The 19,496-nt window shown below is 70.4% G+C and carries 16 protein-coding genes and 1 tRNA gene; 10 read left to right on the forward strand and 7 right to left on the reverse strand.

Annotated elements, in window-relative coordinates; translation table 11 throughout:
- Positions 1-9: 9 nt before the first annotated feature.
- From KDB89_RS02590 to KDB89_RS02610, 5 genes are all read left to right on the forward strand, one after another.
- Positions 10-1,644, forward strand: coding sequence for an NAD(P)-binding protein (locus KDB89_RS02590; RefSeq protein ID WP_219083259.1), 1,635 nt, complete (start codon positions 10-12; stop codon positions 1,642-1,644).
- Positions 1,641-5,204, forward strand: coding sequence for a pyruvate:ferredoxin (flavodoxin) oxidoreductase (gene nifJ, locus KDB89_RS02595; protein ID WP_219083261.1), 3,564 nt, complete (start codon positions 1,641-1,643; stop codon positions 5,202-5,204). The genes KDB89_RS02590 and nifJ overlap by 4 nt, the downstream gene beginning before the upstream one ends.
- Positions 5,205-5,207: 3 nt before the next feature.
- Positions 5,208-6,218, forward strand: a complete 1,011-nt coding sequence (locus KDB89_RS02600; protein WP_219083263.1) for a dihydroorotate dehydrogenase-like protein — start codon at positions 5,208-5,210, stop codon at positions 6,216-6,218.
- An 86-nt stretch (positions 6,219-6,304) separates the two neighbouring features.
- Positions 6,305-7,276, forward strand: a complete 972-nt coding sequence (locus KDB89_RS02605) for a M14 family zinc carboxypeptidase (RefSeq protein ID WP_219083265.1) — start codon at positions 6,305-6,307, stop codon at positions 7,274-7,276.
- Between the two features lie 205 nt (positions 7,277-7,481).
- Positions 7,482-7,557, forward strand: a tRNA-Arg gene (locus KDB89_RS02610).
- 359 nt (positions 7,558-7,916) lie between these two features.
- Here KDB89_RS02610 and KDB89_RS02615 read toward each other — a convergent pair.
- On the reverse strand, positions 7,917-8,399 hold the full coding sequence (locus tag KDB89_RS02615; RefSeq protein WP_219083267.1) for a pyrimidine dimer DNA glycosylase/endonuclease V: 483 nt from the start codon (positions 8,397-8,399) through the stop codon (positions 7,917-7,919).
- A 144-nt stretch (positions 8,400-8,543) separates the two neighbouring features.
- Between KDB89_RS02615 and KDB89_RS02620 the strand changes: the two genes are divergently transcribed.
- The 3 genes from KDB89_RS02620 to KDB89_RS02630 are packed head-to-tail and all read left to right on the forward strand — an operon-like array spanning position 8,544 to position 12,520.
- The gene (locus KDB89_RS02620) at positions 8,544-8,825 is read left to right on the forward strand and encodes a DUF2249 domain-containing protein (RefSeq protein ID WP_255556125.1); all 282 of its coding nucleotides are present in this window, start codon (positions 8,544-8,546) and stop codon (positions 8,823-8,825) included.
- A gap of 21 nt (positions 8,826-8,846) precedes the next feature.
- Positions 8,847-9,935 (forward strand): DUF8744 domain-containing protein, encoded by a 1,089-nt coding sequence (locus KDB89_RS02625; RefSeq protein ID WP_255556126.1) that lies wholly within the window; start codon positions 8,847-8,849, stop codon positions 9,933-9,935.
- Positions 9,932-12,520 (forward strand): multicopper oxidase domain-containing protein, encoded by a 2,589-nt coding sequence (locus KDB89_RS02630; protein WP_219083271.1) that lies wholly within the window; start codon positions 9,932-9,934, stop codon positions 12,518-12,520. The genes KDB89_RS02625 and KDB89_RS02630 overlap by 4 nt, the downstream gene beginning before the upstream one ends.
- 3 nt (positions 12,521-12,523) lie before the next feature.
- On the opposite strand, the gene KDB89_RS02635 is transcribed toward KDB89_RS02630, so the two are convergent.
- Positions 12,524-12,835, reverse strand: coding sequence for a hypothetical protein (locus KDB89_RS02635; protein WP_219083273.1), 312 nt, complete (start codon positions 12,833-12,835; stop codon positions 12,524-12,526).
- Positions 12,836-12,966: 131 nt separating this feature from the next.
- Between KDB89_RS02635 and KDB89_RS02640 the strand changes: the two genes are divergently transcribed.
- Together KDB89_RS02640 and KDB89_RS02645 are read left to right on the forward strand one after the other, a co-directional pair.
- Positions 12,967-14,346: a UTP--glucose-1-phosphate uridylyltransferase gene (locus tag KDB89_RS02640; RefSeq protein ID WP_219083275.1), complete on the forward strand. Its 1,380-nt coding sequence runs from the start codon at positions 12,967-12,969 to the stop codon at positions 14,344-14,346.
- Positions 14,324-14,683 carry a hypothetical protein gene (locus tag KDB89_RS02645; protein WP_219083277.1) on the forward strand — a complete coding sequence of 120 codons (360 nt, stop codon included), beginning with the start codon at positions 14,324-14,326 and terminating at the stop codon, positions 14,681-14,683. The genes KDB89_RS02640 and KDB89_RS02645 overlap by 23 nt, the downstream gene beginning before the upstream one ends.
- Positions 14,684-14,755: 72 nt before the next feature.
- Here KDB89_RS02645 and mscL read toward each other — a convergent pair whose 3' ends face one another.
- From mscL to KDB89_RS02670, 5 genes are all read right to left on the reverse strand, one after another.
- A complete protein-coding gene (gene mscL, locus KDB89_RS02650; RefSeq protein WP_219084170.1) occupies positions 14,756-15,124 on the reverse strand; it encodes a large conductance mechanosensitive channel protein MscL in 369 nt (122 codons plus the stop codon).
- A 544-nt stretch (positions 15,125-15,668) separates the two neighbouring features.
- Positions 15,669-17,630: a DUF222 domain-containing protein gene (locus tag KDB89_RS02655; RefSeq protein ID WP_219083279.1), complete on the reverse strand. Its 1,962-nt coding sequence runs from the start codon at positions 17,628-17,630 to the stop codon at positions 15,669-15,671.
- 222 nt (positions 17,631-17,852) lie between these two features.
- The gene (locus KDB89_RS02660) at positions 17,853-18,458 is read right to left on the reverse strand and encodes a CpaB family protein (protein ID WP_219083280.1); all 606 of its coding nucleotides are present in this window, start codon (positions 18,456-18,458) and stop codon (positions 17,853-17,855) included.
- Positions 18,459-18,537: 79 nt separating this feature from the next.
- A complete protein-coding gene (locus KDB89_RS02665; RefSeq protein ID WP_219083282.1) occupies positions 18,538-18,852 on the reverse strand; it encodes an FmdB family zinc ribbon protein in 315 nt (104 codons plus the stop codon).
- 43 nt (positions 18,853-18,895) lie between these two features.
- Positions 18,896-19,480 (reverse strand): 5-formyltetrahydrofolate cyclo-ligase, encoded by a 585-nt coding sequence (locus tag KDB89_RS02670; protein ID WP_219083284.1) that lies wholly within the window; start codon positions 19,478-19,480, stop codon positions 18,896-18,898.
- Positions 19,481-19,496 lie beyond the last annotated feature (16 nt).

Below are 19,496 nucleotides of genomic sequence, written 5' to 3' on the forward strand. Positions count from 1 at the left end.
ACATCCGCGATGTCTACCGAACCCCGGGACATGACGCCCCAGCCGGATCTCAGTCAGGGCAAGGGGCGCGTCGCCCCTGTCAGGACCCGCAGGCCGATCTACCTCGACATGCTGCCCCCGTGCAACGCAGGCTGCCCCGCCGGGGAGAACATCCAGGAGTGGCTGCGGCTGATCAAGGCCGGCGAGGCCGAAGCCGCGTGGCGCCAGCTGGTCGCCGACAACCCGTTCCCGGCAGTCCATGGCCGCGTCTGCTACCACCCGTGCGAGACTGCCTGTAACCGCGGCGGCCTCGACTCGTCGGTGTCCATCCATTCGGTTGAGCGCTACCTCGGCGACCTGGCCATCGAGAAGGGCTGGCAGTACCCGAAGCCCCGCAGGCAGTCGGGCCGCCGGGTGATGATCATCGGCTCCGGCCCCGCCGGCCTGTCGGCCGCGTACCACCTCGCGCGCCTCGGCCACGAGGTCGAGATCTTCGACGCGGGCGACGAGCCCGGCGGCATGATGCGCTACGGCATCCCCGAGTACCGCCTGCCGCGTTCCGTGCTCGACGCCGAGCTGGGACGCCTCGTCGAGCTCGGCGTCGTGTTCCACCAGAACTCGCCCGTCAAGGACCTGCTGAAGGCCCAGGCCGACGGCGGCTTCGACGCCGTCTTCGTCGCGGTGGGCGCCCACATCTCCAAGCGCGTCGACATCCCGACCGCCGACGCCTCGCACGTCGTCGACGCCGTCAGCTTCCTGCGTGACGTCGCGTCGGGCGAGCGCCCGAAGATCGGCCGCCGCGTCGCCGTCTACGGCGGCGGCAACACCGCGATGGACGCGGCCCGCGTGGCCCGTCGCCTGGGCGCGGAGGAGTCAGTCGTCGTGTACCGCCGCACCGAGGCGCAGATGCCGGCCAACGAGGAGGAACGCGAGGGCGCCGAGGCCGAGGGCGTCAAGATGAACTGGCTGCGCACCATCACGTCGGTCGACGACGACATCACGGTCGAGATCATGGAGCTCGACGACGAGGGTCGCGCGGTGGGTACCGGGCAGTTCGAGAAGCTGGCCGCCGACACCGTCATCCTCGCGCTCGGCCAGCGCGCCGACACGCACTTCCTGCACGCCATCCCTGGCATGTCGTTCAACGACGACGTCGTCGACGTGGATCCCAACACGCTCATGACGGCGGTGCCGGGAATCTTCGCCGGCGGCGACGCCGTCCCGTCGGACCGTACCGTCACGATCGGCACGGGCCACGGGAAGAAGGCGGCCCGCCGGATCGACGCCTGGCTCAACTCGGAGGAGTGGATCCCGGCGCCCAAGCACCCGATCGTCTCGCTCGACCAGATGAACGTCTGGTACTTCGGCGACCACGCCCGCCGCCAGCAGCCCGAGGTGGACACCGATGAGCGCGTGGAGAGCTTCGGCGAGATCGTCGCCGGCCTGACCGACGAGGAGGCCCAGTTCGAGGCCCGCCGCTGCCTGAGCTGCGGCAACTGCTTCGAGTGCGACGGCTGCTTCGGCGCCTGCCCCGAGGACGCGGTGATCAAGCTGGGCAAGGGGCACCGGTACCGCTTCGACTACGAGTTATGCACCGGTTGCGCGACCTGCTTCGAGCAGTGCCCCGTGCACGCCATCGAGATGATCGCGGAGGGCCAGCGATGAGGAAGATCATGGACGGCAACGAGGCTGCCGCCGACGTCGCCTACCGGGTCAGCGAGCTGTGCTCCATCTACCCGATCACCCCGAGCTCCACCATGGCCGAGCTGGCCGACGAGTGGGCCGCGCACCACCGCGCCAACGTGTGGGGCCAGGTGCCCACCGTCATCGAGATGCAGTCCGAGGGTGGTGCCGCCGGCGCCATGCACGGCGCGCTGCAGGGCGGTGCGCTGTCGACGACCTTCACCGCGTCGCAGGGCCTGCTGCTGATGATCCCCAACATGTTCCGGATCGCCGGTGAGCTGACCTCGACGGTGTTCCACGTGGCCGCACGTTCGCTCGCGACGCAGGGCCTGTCGATCTTCGGCGACCACCAGGACGTGATGGCCGTGCGCCAGACCGGGGTCAACCTGCTGAGCTCCGCCTCGGTGCAGGAGGCGCACGACATGGCGGCCATCGCGCACCGCGCGACACTGACCACGCGCATCCCGTTCGTGCACTTCTTCGACGGGTTCCGCACGTCGCATGAGCTCAACACCGTCGACCTGCTGACCGACGAGCAGCTGGCCAGCTTCATCCCGACCGAGCTGGTCCTCGAGCATCGCGCCCGCGCGCTGAGCCCCGCCAACCCGTTCATCCGCGGCACGGCCCAGAACCCCGACACGTACTTCCAGTCCCGCGAGACCTCGAACCCGTACTACCAGTGGGTTCCCACGCTCGTGCAGGCCGCGATGGACAAGTTCGCCGCGCTGACGGGCCGCGAGTACCACCTGGTCGAGTATCACGGCGACCCCGAGGCCACCCGCGTCGTCATCGTGATGGGCTCCGGCATCGAGGCCGTGCTGCCCGTCGTCGACCGGCTGAACGCCCAGGGCGAGAAGGTCGGCGTGCTGCAGATGCGGCTGTACCGCCCGTTCCCGGCCGAGGCGCTGCTCGCGGCGCTGCCCGAGTCCGTCGAGCGCGTGGCCGTGCTCGACCGCACCAAGGAGCCGGGCGCCTCCGGCGAGCCGATGTTCCTCGACGTGACCAGCGTGCTGGCCGAGGCCGTCTCCGACGGCCGCCGGGGCAGCCTGCCCAGCGTCATCGGCGGGCGCTACGGCCTGTCGTCGAAGGAGTTCACCCCGGCGATGGCCGCCGCGGTGTTCGCCGAGCTGGCGGCCGAGCACCCGCGCCCGCGGTTCACGGTCGGCATCTTCGACGACGTGACGCGCCTGTCGCTCGACTACGACGCGACCCTCGACCTGGAGGATCCCAAGACCGTCCGGGCGCTGTTCTACGGGCTCGGCTCCGACGGCACCGTCGGCGCGAACAAGAACACCATCAAGATCCTGGGTTCGCAGGAGGGCGCGTACGGGCAGGGCTACTTCGTCTACGACTCGAAGAAGTCCGGCTCGCGGACGGTCTCGCACCTGCGCTTCGGGCCGAACCCGATCCGGGCTCCGTACCTGGTCAACCGCGCCAGCTTCATCGGCTGCCACCACTGGTCGATCCTCGAGCGCGTCGACATCCTCAAGTTCGCCCGCCCCGGCACGACGCTGCTGCTGAACTCCCCGCACGGCGACGACACGTGGCATCACCTGCCGCGGCCGCTGCAGGAGCGCATCATCGAGCTGGGCGTCGACGTCTACGTGATCGACGCCGGCAAGGTGGCGCGCGCCGCCGGGCTCGGGTCGCGCACCAACACCATCCTGCAGACGTGCTTCTTCGCCATCTCGGGCGTGCTGCCGCGCGAAGAGGCCATCGAGCGGATCAAGGCGTCGATCACCAAGACCTACGCCCGCAAGTCGATGGAGGTCGTGCGGAAGAACCACATCGCCGTCGACGAGACGCTGGCCGAGCTGCGTCACCTGGAGGTGCCGCGCGAGGCGAGTTCCGGCCACGACCTGATCCCGCCCGTGCCCGCGGGCGCGCCGAGGTTCGTGCGCACCGTGACCGCCGAGATGCTGCAGGACAAGGGCGATGACCTGCCCGTCTCCGCGCTGCCCGTCGACGGCACCTACCCGTCGGGCACCACGAAGTACGAGAAGCGCAACATCTCGGAGATCGTGGCCGAGTGGGACCCGGAGAGCTGCATCCAGTGCGGCAACTGCGCGTTCGTGTGCCCCCATGCGGTGCTGCGCGCCAAGTCGTACCCGCAGGGCGCGGCCGACGGCGCGCCCGAGGGATTCCTCAGCGCGCCGCTGAACGCGGCCGGCCTGCCGGATACGCGCTACACGCTGCAGGTCTACCTCGAGGACTGCACCGGCTGTGGGCTGTGCGTCGAGGCGTGTCCGGTCAAGCCCATCGACCAGCCGTCGCGACGTGCGATCAACCTGACGCCCAAGCTGGACCGCGAGGCGGGCAGGGAGGCCATCGGGTTCTTCGAGTCGATCCCCGTCAACGACCGCTCGCGCGTCGACTTCGGCACGATCCGCGGCACGCAGTTCCTCGAGCCGCTCTTCGAGTTCTCCGGAGCCTGCACCGGCTGCGGCGAGACCCCGTACCTGAAGCTGCTGAGCCAGCTGTTCGGCGACCGCGCGACCATCGCGAACGCGACCGGCTGCTCGTCGATCTACGGCGGCAACCTGCCGACGACGCCGTGGGCGAAGAACGCGGCGGGCCGCGGCCCGGCGTGGTCGAACTCGCTGTTCGAGGACAACGCGGAGTTCGGGCTGGGCATGCGGCTGGCCGCCGACCTGCACGAGAACCTGGCGCGGACCCGGCTCGAGCAGCTGCGGCCCGAGCTGAATGACGACGAGCTGATCGACTCGATCCTGACCGCCCCGCAGCGGCAGGGATCCGAGCTGACGGCCCAGATGGCGCGCGTGAACAGGCTGAAGGACAGGATCGCGTCGCTGCCCGGCAGCGTCGCGGCCGACCTCCGCAGCGTCGCCGACCACCTGGTCCGCCGCTCCGTGTGGATCGTCGGCGGCGACGGTTGGGCCTATGACATCGGCTCCGGCGGCGTCGACCACGTCCTGGCGTCGGGCCGCAACGTCAACATCCTCGTCCTCGACACCGAGGTCTACTCCAACACCGGCGGGCAGGCCTCCAAGTCGACGCCGCTCGGCGCCGTCGCGAAGTTCGCCACGGCTGGCAAGCTGACCAACAAGAAGGACCTGGCCATGCAGGCCTCGGCCTATGGGTCGGTCTACGTCGCGCGCGTCGCGATGGGCGCCGACCCGCAGCAGACGCTCAAGGCGTTCCGCGAGGCGGAGGCCTACGACGGCCCGAGCCTGATCATCGCCTACAGCCACTGCATCGCGCACGGCATCGACATGCGCAAGGGCCTCGACCAGCAGTACCGCGCCGTGAACTCCGGGCACTGGCCGCTGATGCGCTACAACCCGGTGCTGCGCGACGCGGGCGGCAACCCGTTCCTGCTCGACTCGCCGCGCCCGCGCCTGTCGCTGAAGCAGTACCAGTCCGCCGAGCTGCGCTACAAGGTGCTGAAGGCCGCCGACCCGGAGGAGGCCGAGCGCCTCGTCTCACTCGCCCAGGCCCAGGTCGACCGGCGCTGGCAGGAGTACGAGGAGCTCGCAACCAGAGGCGCCGAACGGTTCGCCGCCGACCCGAGGAGGGACTGACCAATGGATCTCACGACGAGGTATCTCGGACTCGAGCTGCGCAACCCGCTCGTCGCGTCCGCGGGCCCGCTGTCGCAGACGGTGGCGGGCATCCGATCGCTCGACGACGGGGGCGTGGGTGCGATCGTGCTCTACTCCCTGTTCGAGGAGCAGCTGCGCCGCGAGGCCGCGTCGATCGCCGAGCTGGAGGAGCTGTACGACGACTCGTTCGCGGAGGCGATCAGCTATTTCCCCAACGTCCCGAGCGCGCGCCGCGACGCCAGCCACCCGTACCTCAGGCTGGTCGAGGAGGCCACGCGGCTCTGCGAGGTGCCTGTCATCGCGTCGCTCAACGGCGCGTCGGTGGGCGGTTGGACGGAGACGGCCCGACGCCTCGAGGAGGCCGGCGCCGCGGCGATCGAGCTGAACATCTACTACGTGCCCGGCGACCTGACGATGAGCGGCCGCGACGTCGAGCAGCGTCACGTCGACATCCTCGCGGGTGTCAAGCAGACCGTCGGCGTGCCGGTGGCCGTGAAGCTCAGCCCGTACTTCTCGTCGGTCGGCAACATGGCGCTGCAGCTCGATGCGGCCGGGGCGGATGGACTCGTGCTGTTCAACCGCTTCCTGCAGCCGGACATCGACATCGACCGGGTGACGATCGAGTCCGGCGTCTCGCTGTCGTCGCCGATCGAGGCCCGCCTGCCCCGCACCTGGATCGCGGTGCTCCGCGACAAGGTCCGCGCCTCGCTGGCCGCGACCACCGGGGTCGACACGGCGGAGGACGTCATCAAGTACATCCTCGCCGGCGCCGACGTCGTGATGACCACGTCGGCGCTCGTGCGCCGCGGAGCCGCCTACGCCCAGGTGCTCGTCGACGGGTTGGAGGAGTGGTTGGAGGCGCGGAACCTGCCGTTGGCCCAGGCTCGCGGGCTGCTGGCCGTCCCGAAGGACACCGCGACCGACGCGTACGAGCGCGCCGGGTACGTGTCGGCGCTGGAGAAGGCGAAGAAGACCTACGGGTCGCTGCGCTGAGCCGGACCGCCTGAGGGTGCGGGAGGGCTGACCCGGGGTCGGGGTTACCGTGACGGACACTGTTCGACGCGGAACGGAGCCCCGACATGACCCGCACCCGACACGCGGTCGCCGCAGCGCTGCTCGCCCTGGCCATGGCGGGCGGGCCGCTCGTCGCGGCGCCCGCAGCCGCCTCGCCCGTCCTCACCGCACCGGCCAAGGCGGCCGCGCTGCCGAAGACCGTCGGCTACCGCATCGCCACCGCCGAGCTGCACCTGTGGAAGGCGAGCTCGGGCAAGGCCTACGCCCGCATCATCAGGAAGGGCAGCACGGTCCGGCACACGGGCGTCCGCGAGCACGGACGCCTGCAGATCGTGCTGAACAGGAAGGTCTACTGGGTGACCTTCAAGTACACGAAGAAGGCCCAGTGGGTCTCGCGTGTGAAGGTCGGCGAGTCCGTCAAGGGGCGGACGATCTACGCCTACCAGGTGGGGGACCCCGACGCGTCCAAGGTCGCCGTCGTCATCGGCCAGTTCCACGGAGAGGAGAAGGCGGGCGTCGACACCGCCAGGGCGCTGATGGCCGACTCCCGCACCGTCGAGGGCATCTCGTTGTGGGTGATCCCGACGGTGAACCCCGACGGCTATGCGTCCGGGACAAGGGCGAATGCCCGCGGTGTCGACCTCAACCGCAACTGGGGCCACAAGTGGGTCAAGACGGCGAAGGGTCGCTACTACTCGGGACCGAAGGCGTTCTCGGAGCCGGAGTCGAAGGCGCTGAAGGCGTTCCTCGCCGACGTCGACCCCCGCTACGTCGTCGGCATCCACCAGCCGCTCTACGGCGTCGACAGCGACGGCGTGAAGAACACGGCCCTGCAGAAGCGGCTGATCAGGTACCTGAAGCTGCCCTCGAAGGCGTTCACCTGCCGCACCGGGTGCCGCGGCACCATGACCCAGTGGGTCAACCACACCCTCGACGGGGCCGCGATCACGGTCGAGTACGGCTCCTCGCCGTCGAAGAAGTACGTGACGGGCACCGCCCGCGACGGCCTCGTCAAGGCCCTGGGCGGCCACTACTGACGTGCCCCGCCCCGTCGGCCCACCCCCGGCCCCGTCGGCCCACCCCCAGACGCCAACAAAAGAACCGTCCTGGACAGGGGCTGGCGACGGCGGTTGCCTCGTCGTCGCGCCGGGCTGGCTGACGCCCGCGCGGCTGAGGTACGTTTCGCGGCCAGGGTGCCGACGGTGCGGGCACCGTCTCAGGGCCGCTATCCTTGTACCCGCTGGCCTCGTAGCTCAGGGGATAGAGCAGTGGTTTCCTAAACCATGTGCCGGAGGTTCGAATCCTCCCGGGGCCGCCAGCCAGAACCGTCGCTGACAAGGTGTGCTGCCGAGTCGGCGGCGGTTTGCCGTTCCCTGAGCCTGTCGAAGGGCGCCGACGAGACGCTCCAGTGCCGACGAGGCGTGGGGCCGGGGTCGGGTTGGACCCTCGTACCGCGAGGCTGAGGTCGGCGACGGTGCCGACATGCCCGGGAAACAGTGTCGCTCCCTGTGGCAATGGGGGGAGGCCAAGGGAGCGACAAGAAGGACTCTAGACCCCCGCCTCACGGGCGCTGCAGCGGGGTCAGTTAAGCGATCCCGGTGCGGCGAACTGCCGTTGACAAGGCACGCTGTTGATACCTGCCCCGTCCTCCGCGGCGTGCGGGCAGGGTGGTCGAGGTCACACCCGTTCCCACGGTTCGACGGGGCCAGCGACGACGTGGAACAGCGGATGGTGGGACGGCGTCCCCGGGCCGGGATCCGGCAACCAGGCGGGGGACCGGACCGCCAGCTTCGCGGCAAGGTGCCGCCACTCGAACGACAGCTGGCCGTCGGTGACGGGTATGGTCCCGTCGTGCGCGACCGAACCGCCGTCCGCGACCGAACCGCCGTCCGCGACCGAACCGCCATACCCACCCGGCGCATCGATCCTGGTCCTGTCGAAGCGATAGCCGCGGGACTCAGCCTCATCGGCGACCGCCGCGAGGTAGCCGCCGACCGCAGCGATCGGGTCGGCGGTTGCCCGGAAGCGATCCAGCTGGGGATGGTTGCGGTAGCCGCGGGTCCGGCCGGCCAGGACGGCCTGCGCCAGCAGCGCCTCACGCCAGCACGCGGTCAGCCCCTGCCTGTCGAGGAGCCGGGGGTGAAGGGACCACAGGCGCATGCGGCCAGTGTGACCCGGCGACGCATGCTCGGGCAAGGCGCGCCCAGACAGACCCGGTGGATGCGGCCGCCGAGATCTGGGCCGCCACAGGCAGCGCGGGGCCGCCTCATGTGTACACAATGCGGTCGGGGTACCATCAGGCGCGTGACTGATCTGAACCTCCTCGCACAGTCCACCTGCGGCTGCGGTGCGCACGACGAGTCGTTGCCCGAGCTTGACGCCCGGGCGATCCCGCACGCCATCCGTCATGCGGCGATCCTCGGGGTGGTCGACTCGGTGCGCACCGGCTCCGGGTTCGTGCTGATCGCCCCGCATGACCCGCAACCGCTGCTCACCCAGATCAAGGATCGCCACGGCTCCGGCATCACGGTCGAGTACCTGCAGCGCGGCCCGGAGGCCTGGCGACTGAAGCTGTCGCGGGCCTGAGCCGGTAAGGCCCGACCCACCATGAGCCGGGGCCCTGAGACCCGAACCCCGACAGACCGCTGGGTCCGCTGGCGGGTCGCGTGCATCGCGCTCGCGGGCGTGTCCCTGCTAAGTGGCCTGAACGCCGGCCTGGTCCGGCTGGGGGTGTGGGCCCCGGTGGCCTCGACGCGGGTCGGGGAGCTCCACGGCCCCGTCATGGTGCTCGGCTTCATGGGCACGCTCATCTCGCTCGAGCGGGCCCAGGCGCTGCGCAACCCGCTCGCCTATCTCGCGCCCACGCTGCTGGGAGCCGGGGCCGTTGCCCTGCTGGCGGGAGCACCGGAGACGCTCGGGATGCTGCTGCTGTTCGACGGCACGATCGCCTTCCTCGCGGTGGCCGTCGCGTTGTGGGTCAGGGCCCCGCTGCCACTCGTGGCGGCCCAGGCGCTGGCGGTGCTGTTCGCCGTGTGCGCGGCCTTCGGCCTGCTGGTCGCCGACCTCCCGGCCGTGATTCCGCTGCTCGCCGCCTACCTGATCCTCACGATCGCGTCCGAGCGTGCGGAGCTCGCGCAGCTGACGATGGGCCCCGGCGCCGTGCGGATGCTGCTCACCGTGACGGCGGTCGTCGGCGCCGGTGCTGGCCTGTCGGTGGTGCTGCCCGACGCAGGGTCACGCGTGCTCGGGCTCGGCGCGGTGCTGGTCTCGGTGTGGTTGATCCGCGACGACGTGGGCCGCCGCATGATCCGCTCGCGAGGTCTGCGCCGGTTCAACGCGGCCGCTCTCCTGGCGGGCAACGTGTGGCTCGCCGTCGCCGGAGCCATCTGGCTCGTGGCAGGCGCGGTCACCGACGGCGGCGCGTACGACGCCGTCATCCACTGCGTCTTCCTCGGCTTCGGCGTGTCCATGATCATGGCGCACGCCCCCATAATCTTCCCCGCCGTCATCGGCCGGGCGCTCCCGTATCGTGCGGTCATGTGGATCCCGCTCGCACTCCTGCAGTGCGGACTGGCCGTGCGGACGGTTGGGGCGCTGACCGCGGCCGTCCACGTCTATCAGGTCGGAGGAATCCTCACCGTGGTGTCCATGCTCGCCTTCGCAGTCACCGTCATCTACTCGGTGGTGAAGGGATGAGGCGCGGCCGCTCGTGGCGTGACTACGCCGTCGTCGCCTGGTTCGTCGCGGCGGTCGCCGTCGCGATCGCCCACCGCTGGATCCCCGAGTCGACCTGGCTTCTCGTGCACCTGGTCGCGCTCGGGGCCATCACGCACTCCATCATGGTGTGGAGCGCCCACTTCTCCTCGGCGCTGCTGAAGTCCCGCGCCGACGACGCGACGAGGCGGCTCACCGACATCCGGCTCGGCGCGCTGGGCGTCGGGTCCCTGCTGGTCCTGGTCGGCGTGCCGACGGCGGTGTGGCCGATGGTCGTCGTCGGGGCGTGCATCGTCTCCGTGGCCGTCGGCTGGCACGCGGCGGTGCTCGTCCACGACCTACGCCGTGCTCTGCCAGGTCGCTTCCGGATCTGCGTGCGCTACTACGTCGCCGCGGCGCTGTGCCTGCCGGTTGGCGCCGGGTTCGGCGCGACGCTGGCCTTCGGGCTCGACGATGCCTGGCACGCCCGGTTCCTCGTCGCCCACACCATGGTGATGCTGCTCGGCTGGGTCGGGCTGACGGTCGTGGGCACTCTCGTCACGTTCTGGCCGACGGTGCTGCGGACCCGGATGGACGACCGCGCGGAGGCTCTCGCCCGGCAGGCGCTCCCGATCCTGCTGGTTGCCCTCGGCGTCATCGTGGCCGGTTCGCTCGTCGGGCTCCGCGTCGTCGCGGCCGTCGGGATCCTCGGCTACGCGGCGGGACTCGTCTGGTTCGGTCGCTGCCTCGTCGCGCCGGCCCGCCGCCAGCCCCCGCGGGAGTTCGCCTCGGCATCCATCGGCGCCGGTGCCCTCTGGGCCTGCGTCGCGCTCCTCATGACGGCCTGGCACGTGGCCTTCTCCGACGACCTCCAGCTCGCCGACGGCTACCCGCTGCTGGCGGCCGTGTGGGTCGTCGGATTCCTGCTGCACCTCCTCACCGGGGCCCTGTCCTACCTCATCCCCTCCGTGCTCGGCGGCGGCCCGCGCGTCGTCCGGGCCGGCGCGGCCTGGTTCGACCGCTGGGCGACGGCGCGGCTCGTGATCACCAACGGCGGGCTGCTCCTGTGGCTGCTCCCGCTGACCAGCTGGGCGCGCGTCACCGTCTCCGTGGTGGTGCTCGCGGCCTTCGCGGTGTTCATCCCGCTGCTGATCGCCGGGACCCGGGCGTCGGTCGCTGAGCGCCGTAGGGCCGCCCGCGGGGAACCGGCCACGGGTCCCACGGAGCGACCCGCCGCGCTGACCGGCAACGGGCTCATCGCGGGCATCGCCGCACTCTCCCTGGCGCTGACGCTCGGCTTCGGCCTCGACCCGCAGGCCGTCGGCGGGACGACGACCTCGGCGCAGGTCCCCGCGACGGGCCGCATCGTCGAGGTGGACGTCACCGCCCACGACATGCAGTTCACGCCCAGCAGCGTCGAGGTCAACGCGGGCGACCGCCTCGTCATCCACCTCACCAACACCGACCCCACGAACGTGCACGACCTGTCCATCGCCGGCCAGCGGACCCCGCGGCTCGCCGAGGGGGAGACCGCCGACCTCGACCTCGGGGTCATCGGCGCGAGCGAGCAGGGCTGGTGCACCGTCGTCGGCCACCGACAGATGGGCATGACCTTCGACATCGTCGTCAACGGCACGACCGCGATCGCGTCTGCGACTCCCGACGACCACGCGACCATGGACCACGGCGCGACGGCCGACGACGGCGCGACCATCGGCTCCGTCGTCGACCCGACGGCCCCCGCGCTCGGCGACGGCGACGTGCACCGCTACGAGTTCCGCGTAACCGAGGTGCCGCTCGAGGTGGCGCCGGGCCTGTGGCAGACCCGGTGGACGTTCAACGGCAACGGCGTCGGGCCGGTGCTGCGGGGGCGGGTGGGCGACACGTTCGAGATCACGCTGATCAACGACGGGTCGATGGGCCACTCGATCGACTTCCACGCCGGCGACATCGCGCCCGACGACCCCATGCGCACCATCGCGCCGGGGGAGAGCCTCGTCTACACCTTCACCGCGAACCGGGCGGGGGTGTGGATGTACCACTGCTCGACCGCCCCGATGAGCTCCCACATCTCCGCGGGCATGCACGGCGCGGTCATCATCGAGCCGGAGGAGGGCCTTGCCGACGTCGACAGGGAGTACGTCGTCGTGCAGTCCGAGGTGTACGGCCAGCTCGCCGACAGCGCCGACGGGGCCACCGAGGTGGACGCCGCCGCGGTCGCCACGGGCGACCCGGCCAGGGTGGTGTTCAACGGCATCGCCAACCAGTACGACCAGGAGCCGTTCGTCGCGAAGGTCGGGGAGACGGTCCGCTTCTTCGTGCTGGACGCCGGCCCCAGCCGGGCCATGAGCTTCCACATCGTCGGCGGCCAGTTCGACACCGTCTACCGCGAGGGCGCCTACCTCCTACGCGACGGCACCGACGCGTTCGGCACCACCGGAGGCGGCGGCCAGGCGCTGGCCCTGCAGCCGGCCGAGGGCGGGTTCGTCGAACTCACCTTCACCGAGGCCGGTCACTACCCCGTCGTCAGCCACGTGATGATCGACGCCGAGCGCGGGGCGCACGGCGTCGTCGAGGTGACCGGGTAGCTGTCAGGCGGCGGCGGGCAACAGTTGCCAGCCGCCGTCGGGGCGCTCTCCCGCGGTGGCGAGCTCGTCGCCGATCCGCACCATGAACCCGCCGGGGAGAAGGGCCCGGAGACTGGCGACGATGCGCTCGGCCAGCCTGGCCTTCGCCAGCGACGCGATGCCCATCCGCTGCCAGTACGCGACGCGCACCTCGGCGGCGGAGACCGCCTCCTCGACGACCGGAACTGCCGGCATCAGAGCCTCGGGTCGGGTGGTGACGACGGCGCAGCGGACGCCGTCAACGGTGAAGACTGCTTCGTGGCTGAGGATCATCATGGGCCAACCCTGTAACTCGGACTTGTGCGAAAGCTGTGAGACACGCCAGAGAGGCGTGTGAGAGGCTCCGGATTCTCCGCTGCGCGGGGTCCGGTTAGGATCGGACGCGGAATCCGACGAAGGGAATCGACGTGTCAGCAGCTGGTCTGCAAGCCGCCAGGGACAAGATGCTAGCCGCGGGGGTGTCAGCCCCGGCCATCGAGGTGTTCTCCCGTTTCTACGAACTTCTCGAGTCGGGTGAGACCGGCGTCATCCGCGAGGACACCATCGAGCCGCTGCTCGACCCGCCGATGCTCGCCGACGTCGACATCACCGGCGCCGAGGCACGTGAGGCCATCGGTCAGACCGTGATCATCAAGCTCAACGGCGGGCTCGGCACGTCGATGGGCCTCGACAAGGCCAAGACGCTGCTGAAGGTGCGCGACGGTCAGAACTTCCTCGACCTGATCGTCCGCCAGGTGCTGGCCGCGCGCGAGCGCTACGAGGCCCGCCTGCCGCTGCTGCTGATGAACTCGTTCCGCACGCAGGACGACACACTGGCCCACCTGGCCCGCTACCCCGAGCTGCCGGTCGAGGGGCTGCCGCTGAGCTTCCTGCAGAACCAGGAGCCCAAGCTCCGCGCCGACGACCTGACCCCCGTCGAGTGGGCCGAGGATCCGACGCTCGAGTGGTGCCCGCCCGGCCACGGCGACCTGTACCCGGCGCTGGAGGGCTCCGGCGTGCTGGACCAGCTCATCGAGGCCGGCTTCCGCTACGCGTGCGTCTCCAACGGCGACAACCTCGGCGCCGCGCCCAACGCGACGATCGCCGGCTGGTTCGCCAAGTCCGGCGCCCCGTACGCCGCCGAGCTGTGCCGCCGCACCATCAACGACAAGAAGGGTGGCCACCTGGCCATCCGCAAGGCCGACGGCCAGCTCATCCTCCGCGACACCGCGCAGACCGCGCCGGAGGAGATGGACTACTTCACCGACGAGCACCGCCACCCGTTCTTCCACACCAACAACCTGTGGTTCGACCTGGTCAAGCTCAAGGAGGCCCTCGTCGCGCGCGGCTCCGTGCTCGGCCTGCCGCTGATCCGCAACGAGAAGACCGTCGACCCGGCGAAGAAGGACTCGACGCCGGTCATCCAGGTGGAGTCCGCGATGGGCGCCGCCGTCGAGGTGTTCGAGGGCGCGACCGCCATCTGCGTCGGGCGCGACCGCTTCCTGCCCGTCAAGACCACCAACGAGCTGCTGCTGCTGCGCTCGGACGTCTACGACCTGACCGCCGAGGGCAAGCTCGTCGCCCGCACGGAGACCAGCCCCGAGATCAGCCTCGACGGGCGCTTCTACAAGCTGGTCGACGACTTCACCGCCCGCATCCCCAGCGCCCCGTCGCTGTGCAAGGCCACGAGCCTGAAGGTCGCGGGCGACTGGACCTTCGGTGAGGGCGTCGTGGTGGTGGGCGACGTCGAGCTGGCCGACGAGGGGTCTGCTCAGGAGATCCCCGTTGGCACCCGACTCGGTTCCTGACCCGAAGCTGGCCTCCGCCCTGGCGCGGGCCCTCACCGGTCAGCAGATCGAGCTGAGCGGTGAGGTGCCCGTCGCCGAGGCGCTGGCGCGGGTCGGTTTCGACGCGGATGCGCTGGGCGCCGTGCGACGCGAGCGTCAGCACGCCCGCGAGCCGTGGCCCTTCGAGGTGCCGATCGAGGACCTGCGGGCAATCGGGTTTGCACGCTTCGACGCGGCCCTCGCGGCGCTCCGCCGGGAGCTCGGGCTCACCGGGCTGGCGCCCGCGACGCCCGCGCACCGTCGGCTCAACCGCGACGAGCAGCGGCTCGTCGCGGACCGGCCGCCGCACTGGGGCTGAGCCTGCGGGGCGGGGAGGCCCCGCGCCGGGACTGAGCCCGCGGCGCGGGAAGGCCATGAGCCGGGCGGAGCGTCAGCGGGGCTGCTCCTCCTTGAGGAGGTCGCGGATCTCGGCGAGCAGGCTCTCGGTCGTCGGGCCGGCGTAGGCGGGCTGCTTCTTCCGGTCGAAGAACTCCTTGGCCTTGTTGTAGGGCATCACGACGCCGAAGTAGATGACGGTGGCCATGATGATGAAGGAGATGAGCGCGGTCAGGAACGACCCGACGCCCACCCCGCCGGGGTTCCACGACGAGAAGTCGGGGGTGCCGCCGATCTTGCCGAGCACGTCCATGAACATCGCGGTGAAGCTCTCCACGACGCTCGAGAAGGCCGCGCCGATGACGAACGCGACGGCCAGCTCGACCAGATTGCCGCGGAGGAGGAACTCCTTGAAGCCCTGCAACATGTCAGATCACTTACTTCCTTGGTGAGGGGAAACGGGTCCGCACGGTCGCGGTCCCGCGAGCGGTTGGGACTATAGCAGCGGCGCTCGGTCGGCCCCCGGCGCTCGTCCGCCGCCCCGGTTCCCTGAGTCGCCCCGGTTCCCTGAGTCGCCCCGGTTCCCTGAGCTTGTCGAAGGGCCTGGGCTGCACCCGGTTCCCTGAGCTTGTCGAAGGGCCCTGAGCGGAGCGAAGGGGAAGTCCTTGCCCGGGTTGGATCCCTTCGCTTCGCTCAGGGCACCTCGACAGGCTCGGCGACCCGCCCGGTTCCCTGAGCTTGTCGAAGGGCGTTGACGGAAGCGCGCCAGCGCTGACGAAACGTGGATCTGGGGTGTGGGCATCCATGCCCGGGCTTGATCCCTTCGCTTCGCTCAGGGCACCTCGACAGGCTCGGCGACCCGCCCGGTTCCCTGAGCTTGTCGAAGGGCCTGAGCTGTACCCGGTTCCCTGAGCTTGTCGAAGGGCCCTGAGCGGAGCGAAGGGACGAACCTGCCGAGTGACAGGGTGTCAGCCGGTGAGGGTGTGGTCGTCGTCGAGGGCGTCGAGCCAGTCTCGCATTGCTGTGTCGATGGGGCTGAGTTGTGGGCCGAGGTCCGGGGTGCATTCGAGCCAGGCCCCGTTGTGGGTGACTTCGTAGACGTAGCCCAGGGGACTGGTCCATCTGAAGTGGCCTGGTGCGATCTGGTTCAGGATCCAGGCGCCTTTGGTCTTGCCGCGGTGGACGCGGCGGCAGAGTTGCGCCATGTTCGCGAGTCGGGTCTGGCCTCGGTGTCCGGGCTGGTAGCTGGTGTTGTGGTCGATGTCGAGGCCGCGGGTGCGGGTGGAGAACGGGAATGCCTCGGTGGGGCGCAGCAGCCGGAGGGCTTTACGCATCCGTTGCGTCGGCCGGTAGCCGTCGGCGGCGGGCATGTGGTTCAGGTCGATGACGGGCTGGACCTTCAGGGTGATCTCGCCGTTGCGGTAGCCGTCGCCGAGCAGTTCGCCGAGGAGGGTGGTGGTGAGCACGTCGGCGCGTTCGACCGACGCGACGGGGTCGAGGTTCCCGTCGGCGTCTGTGGTGATGTGGACGACGATCTCTACCCGAGGCAGTGGGGTCGTGGGCATCGGTGCGTCGTCCGAGCAGACCCTGTCGTGGCGCGATGCGCGGAGCGGAGGGCCCTCGCCTCGCTGCGCTCGGCGCCCTTCGACGAGCTCAGGGAACCGGAGCGGCTCAGACAACGGGGGCGGCTCAGGGGGCTGGGGCGGCTCAGGGAACCGGGGCGGCTCAGGGAACCGGGGCGGCTCAGGGAACCGGGGCGGCTCAGGGAACCTGTCGGGTCGCCGAGCCTGTCGAGGTGCCTTGAGCGAAGCGAAAGGACCAACCCCAACCGAAGTGGCGGACCATGAGGCACCGTCAGGCGGCCCTTCGACGAGCTCAGAGAACCGCTCGGGTCGCCGAGCACTTCGACGGGGCTCAGCACATGCCTGTCGAGGCGCCTTGAGCGAAGCGAAAGGACCCACTCCACCCGAGTGATCCAGCCGTGGATCGTCGGGTGGCTGCCAGTCGGGAGGCTCATCGTCAGGGAACGGGGGCTCATCGTCCTCGTCAGGCGGCTCCACTGCCAGCGGCGGCTCGAGGGCCGAGGGCCGTGCAGCCTTGCCGATGTCCGACTCGCTGTAGGGGCTGTCCAGGTCGATGGTGAGGGCAGGCTGGTCGGCAGCGAGGATGGTGAGCAGCAGGTCCGGGTTCATGGCCAGGGACAGGGCCTTCGCGCGGCGGGCGGAGTGGTCCAGCCCGGGGTAGCGGGTCTTGAGCCGCTCGGAGATCTGGTGCAGTCGCTCGTCGACGATCCGGCCGTCCAGCACATCGAGCCGGCCACCGATTGACGTGATGCCGGGTTCGAGGTCGCGCAGCCAGATACCGCGCTGCGCTCGAGCCTCGGCTTCCCGTTCCCGGGCGGCGGCCTGGTCGACGCGGGTGATGAGTTTCCGCAGTTCCCGCAGTGCGGCGCTGGGGACCAGGCCGTACTGGAGGGGCAGCCAGCGGGCGGTGACCTTCTCGGCCTGCATCGGGTTCAGGTCCCGGCACAGCCAGGCGACTTTCGCGGCCAGCCACTTCTCGACCTCACCGTTGATGACGGCCTCGAACAGCACGGGGTGGCGGTACTTCAGGTTCAGGGCGGTGGCGATCTTCTCGATCGCCGAGGTCTGCGAACACCGCGTCAGGGCGGCGATCTCCATGGCGAGGAACTCCGACACCGATGGGGTGCCTTCTCCTCCGGGATGGATCAGCTTCTCGGGGAGCTTGGTGTCGCGGTCGCGGTAGGTCGCGGTGCCGTAGTCGAGGAGGTCGGCCTCATCCAACCGGTAGGCGAGGGCGAGGTCGCAGATCCCTTCGAGTTCTTCGGCTTCGCCGCGGCGGCGCATGGCGATGCCCGAGCGGAGGCGTTCCATCGCCTGCCGGGAGTCGTCGCGTCGTCGGGTTTCCATGAGACAACGCTACGACCCGCCACCGACAGTTTTCGCACGCCAGTCGGATTATCCACAGGCGGGGGTTGGGATTGTCCACCCGGGCTGGATCCCTTCGCTTCGCTCAGGGCGTTTCGACGAGCTCAACGACCCGAACGACCGCTCAGGGCGTTTCGACGAGCTCAACGACCCGAACGACCGCTCACAACGACCCGAACGATCGCTCACAACGACCCGAACCACTCACAGCGACCCGAGGACCAGACTCAGCTGACCGCTCTGGCCCAGCACCGCGACCGTCGCCGCGACCTCGTCCGACACCTCCACCAGCACGGCGTCGGAGCCTCCCGTCGACAGGCTGACGGCGCCCGTATCTCCTGCCGCCGGCAACGACGCCACCCTGGCCCCCGATGCGACGACCTCCGCCCCGGCCTCGCCCGGTGCGATGAGAGAGACGACGTCGCCCGGCCGCAGCGCGGACCGCACCGAGTCGTCGGTGACCAGCACGGGCACCACGACCGTCCCCTTCCGCGTCGCACCGCGTCCGAGCAGACCCGGCTGGAGCACGGTCCCGGCGGTCAGGGGGACGGCCGCCGGGCGCTCGGCCACCTCCTCCAGCGACGTGAGGGCGTCATCGGGCAGCGCGCCGACGGGCACGTCGAGCAACTCGACCTGCGTGACGGGGTCCCCGGCCGCGACGTCGGCAGTCAGCACGACGACTCGAGCCGACGGTGGACCCGCGGCCAGCCCGTGCGCGAGCAGCAGGGCGGCGGCGATGGCCAGCAGGGCTCCGATGGCGCGACGGTGCCAGGCGACGAAGCCGACGAGGGGATCGAGGATGCGTCTCATACCCCCGTGATGGCGTTTCGGGCAGCAAAAATCCCGCCTGTCCACAGGCGGGATCTGCGTTGTCCGGCGAGAACGAGCCTCAGGAGGCCGCGGCCTTCGGGGCTGCCGCGCTCGCCGCGGGCGCCGACTCCTTCTTCGCGGGAGCCGTCGATTCCTTCGCCGGAGTGGAGGGCTGAGCCGTCTCGTTCGCCTTGCCGGCCGGGATGGTGGAGGAACCGCCGCGTGAATCTGTCTTGTAGAAGCCCGAGCCCTTGAAGACGATGCCGACCGCGTTGAAGACCTTACGCAGTTCGCCCTCGCACTCGGGGCAGACGGTCAGCGACGGGTCGCTGAAGCGCTGGAAGACCTCAAGCTCGGCGCCGCAGTTCTTGCAGTGGTACTGGTAGGTGGGCATGCAGACTTTCCTCGGAAAGGGGTGGGAACCTCACCATGATAGTTCAACTACCCCGGAGGTTCCGAACCGTGGTCTGTGTGACCACGATGTCGACGCCGACGTCGTGCGGCTCGCTCGGCACGGTGTGGAAGACCTCCTCGTCCCTGGCGAGGACAAGCACCTTCGCGCCCGGCTTCCGATGAGGCAGAACCCGGTCGTACCAGCCACCCCCGGTGCCTAGGCGTGTTCCGTCGAGCCCGACGGCCAGACACGGCGCCACGACGATCTCCGCGAGCGCGATCGCCTCGGCGCCCAGGCCGGGGCCGGCCGGCTGCGGGATGCCCGCCCAGCCGGGGGCGAGCGGATCCCCGTCGCGGTGCCACGCCCAGTCGGGGGTGCGCTTCAGCAGCGGGAGCAGGATCCGCCAGCCGTCCCTGGCGAGCCGCTCGATCAGGAGGGCGGTGCCCGGCTCCCCGCGCCGTGCGGCGTAGAGCGCGACGACCCGACCCTCGCCGGGCTCGGGCCCGAGCAGCCGGAGGACGGAGCCGGTCCGCGCCGCGTCCTCGACGGCCCACTGACGCGGGGTGACCAGGGAGCGCTGCTGTGAGATCAGGGCTCGCAGCGGGTCCTTCCGGGCGGTAGCGGCCATTGGCCTATCGTATGGT

It is taken from the genome of Tessaracoccus palaemonis, assembly GCF_019316905.1.
Lineage (GTDB): Bacteria > Actinomycetota > Actinomycetes > Propionibacteriales > Propionibacteriaceae > Arachnia > Arachnia palaemonis.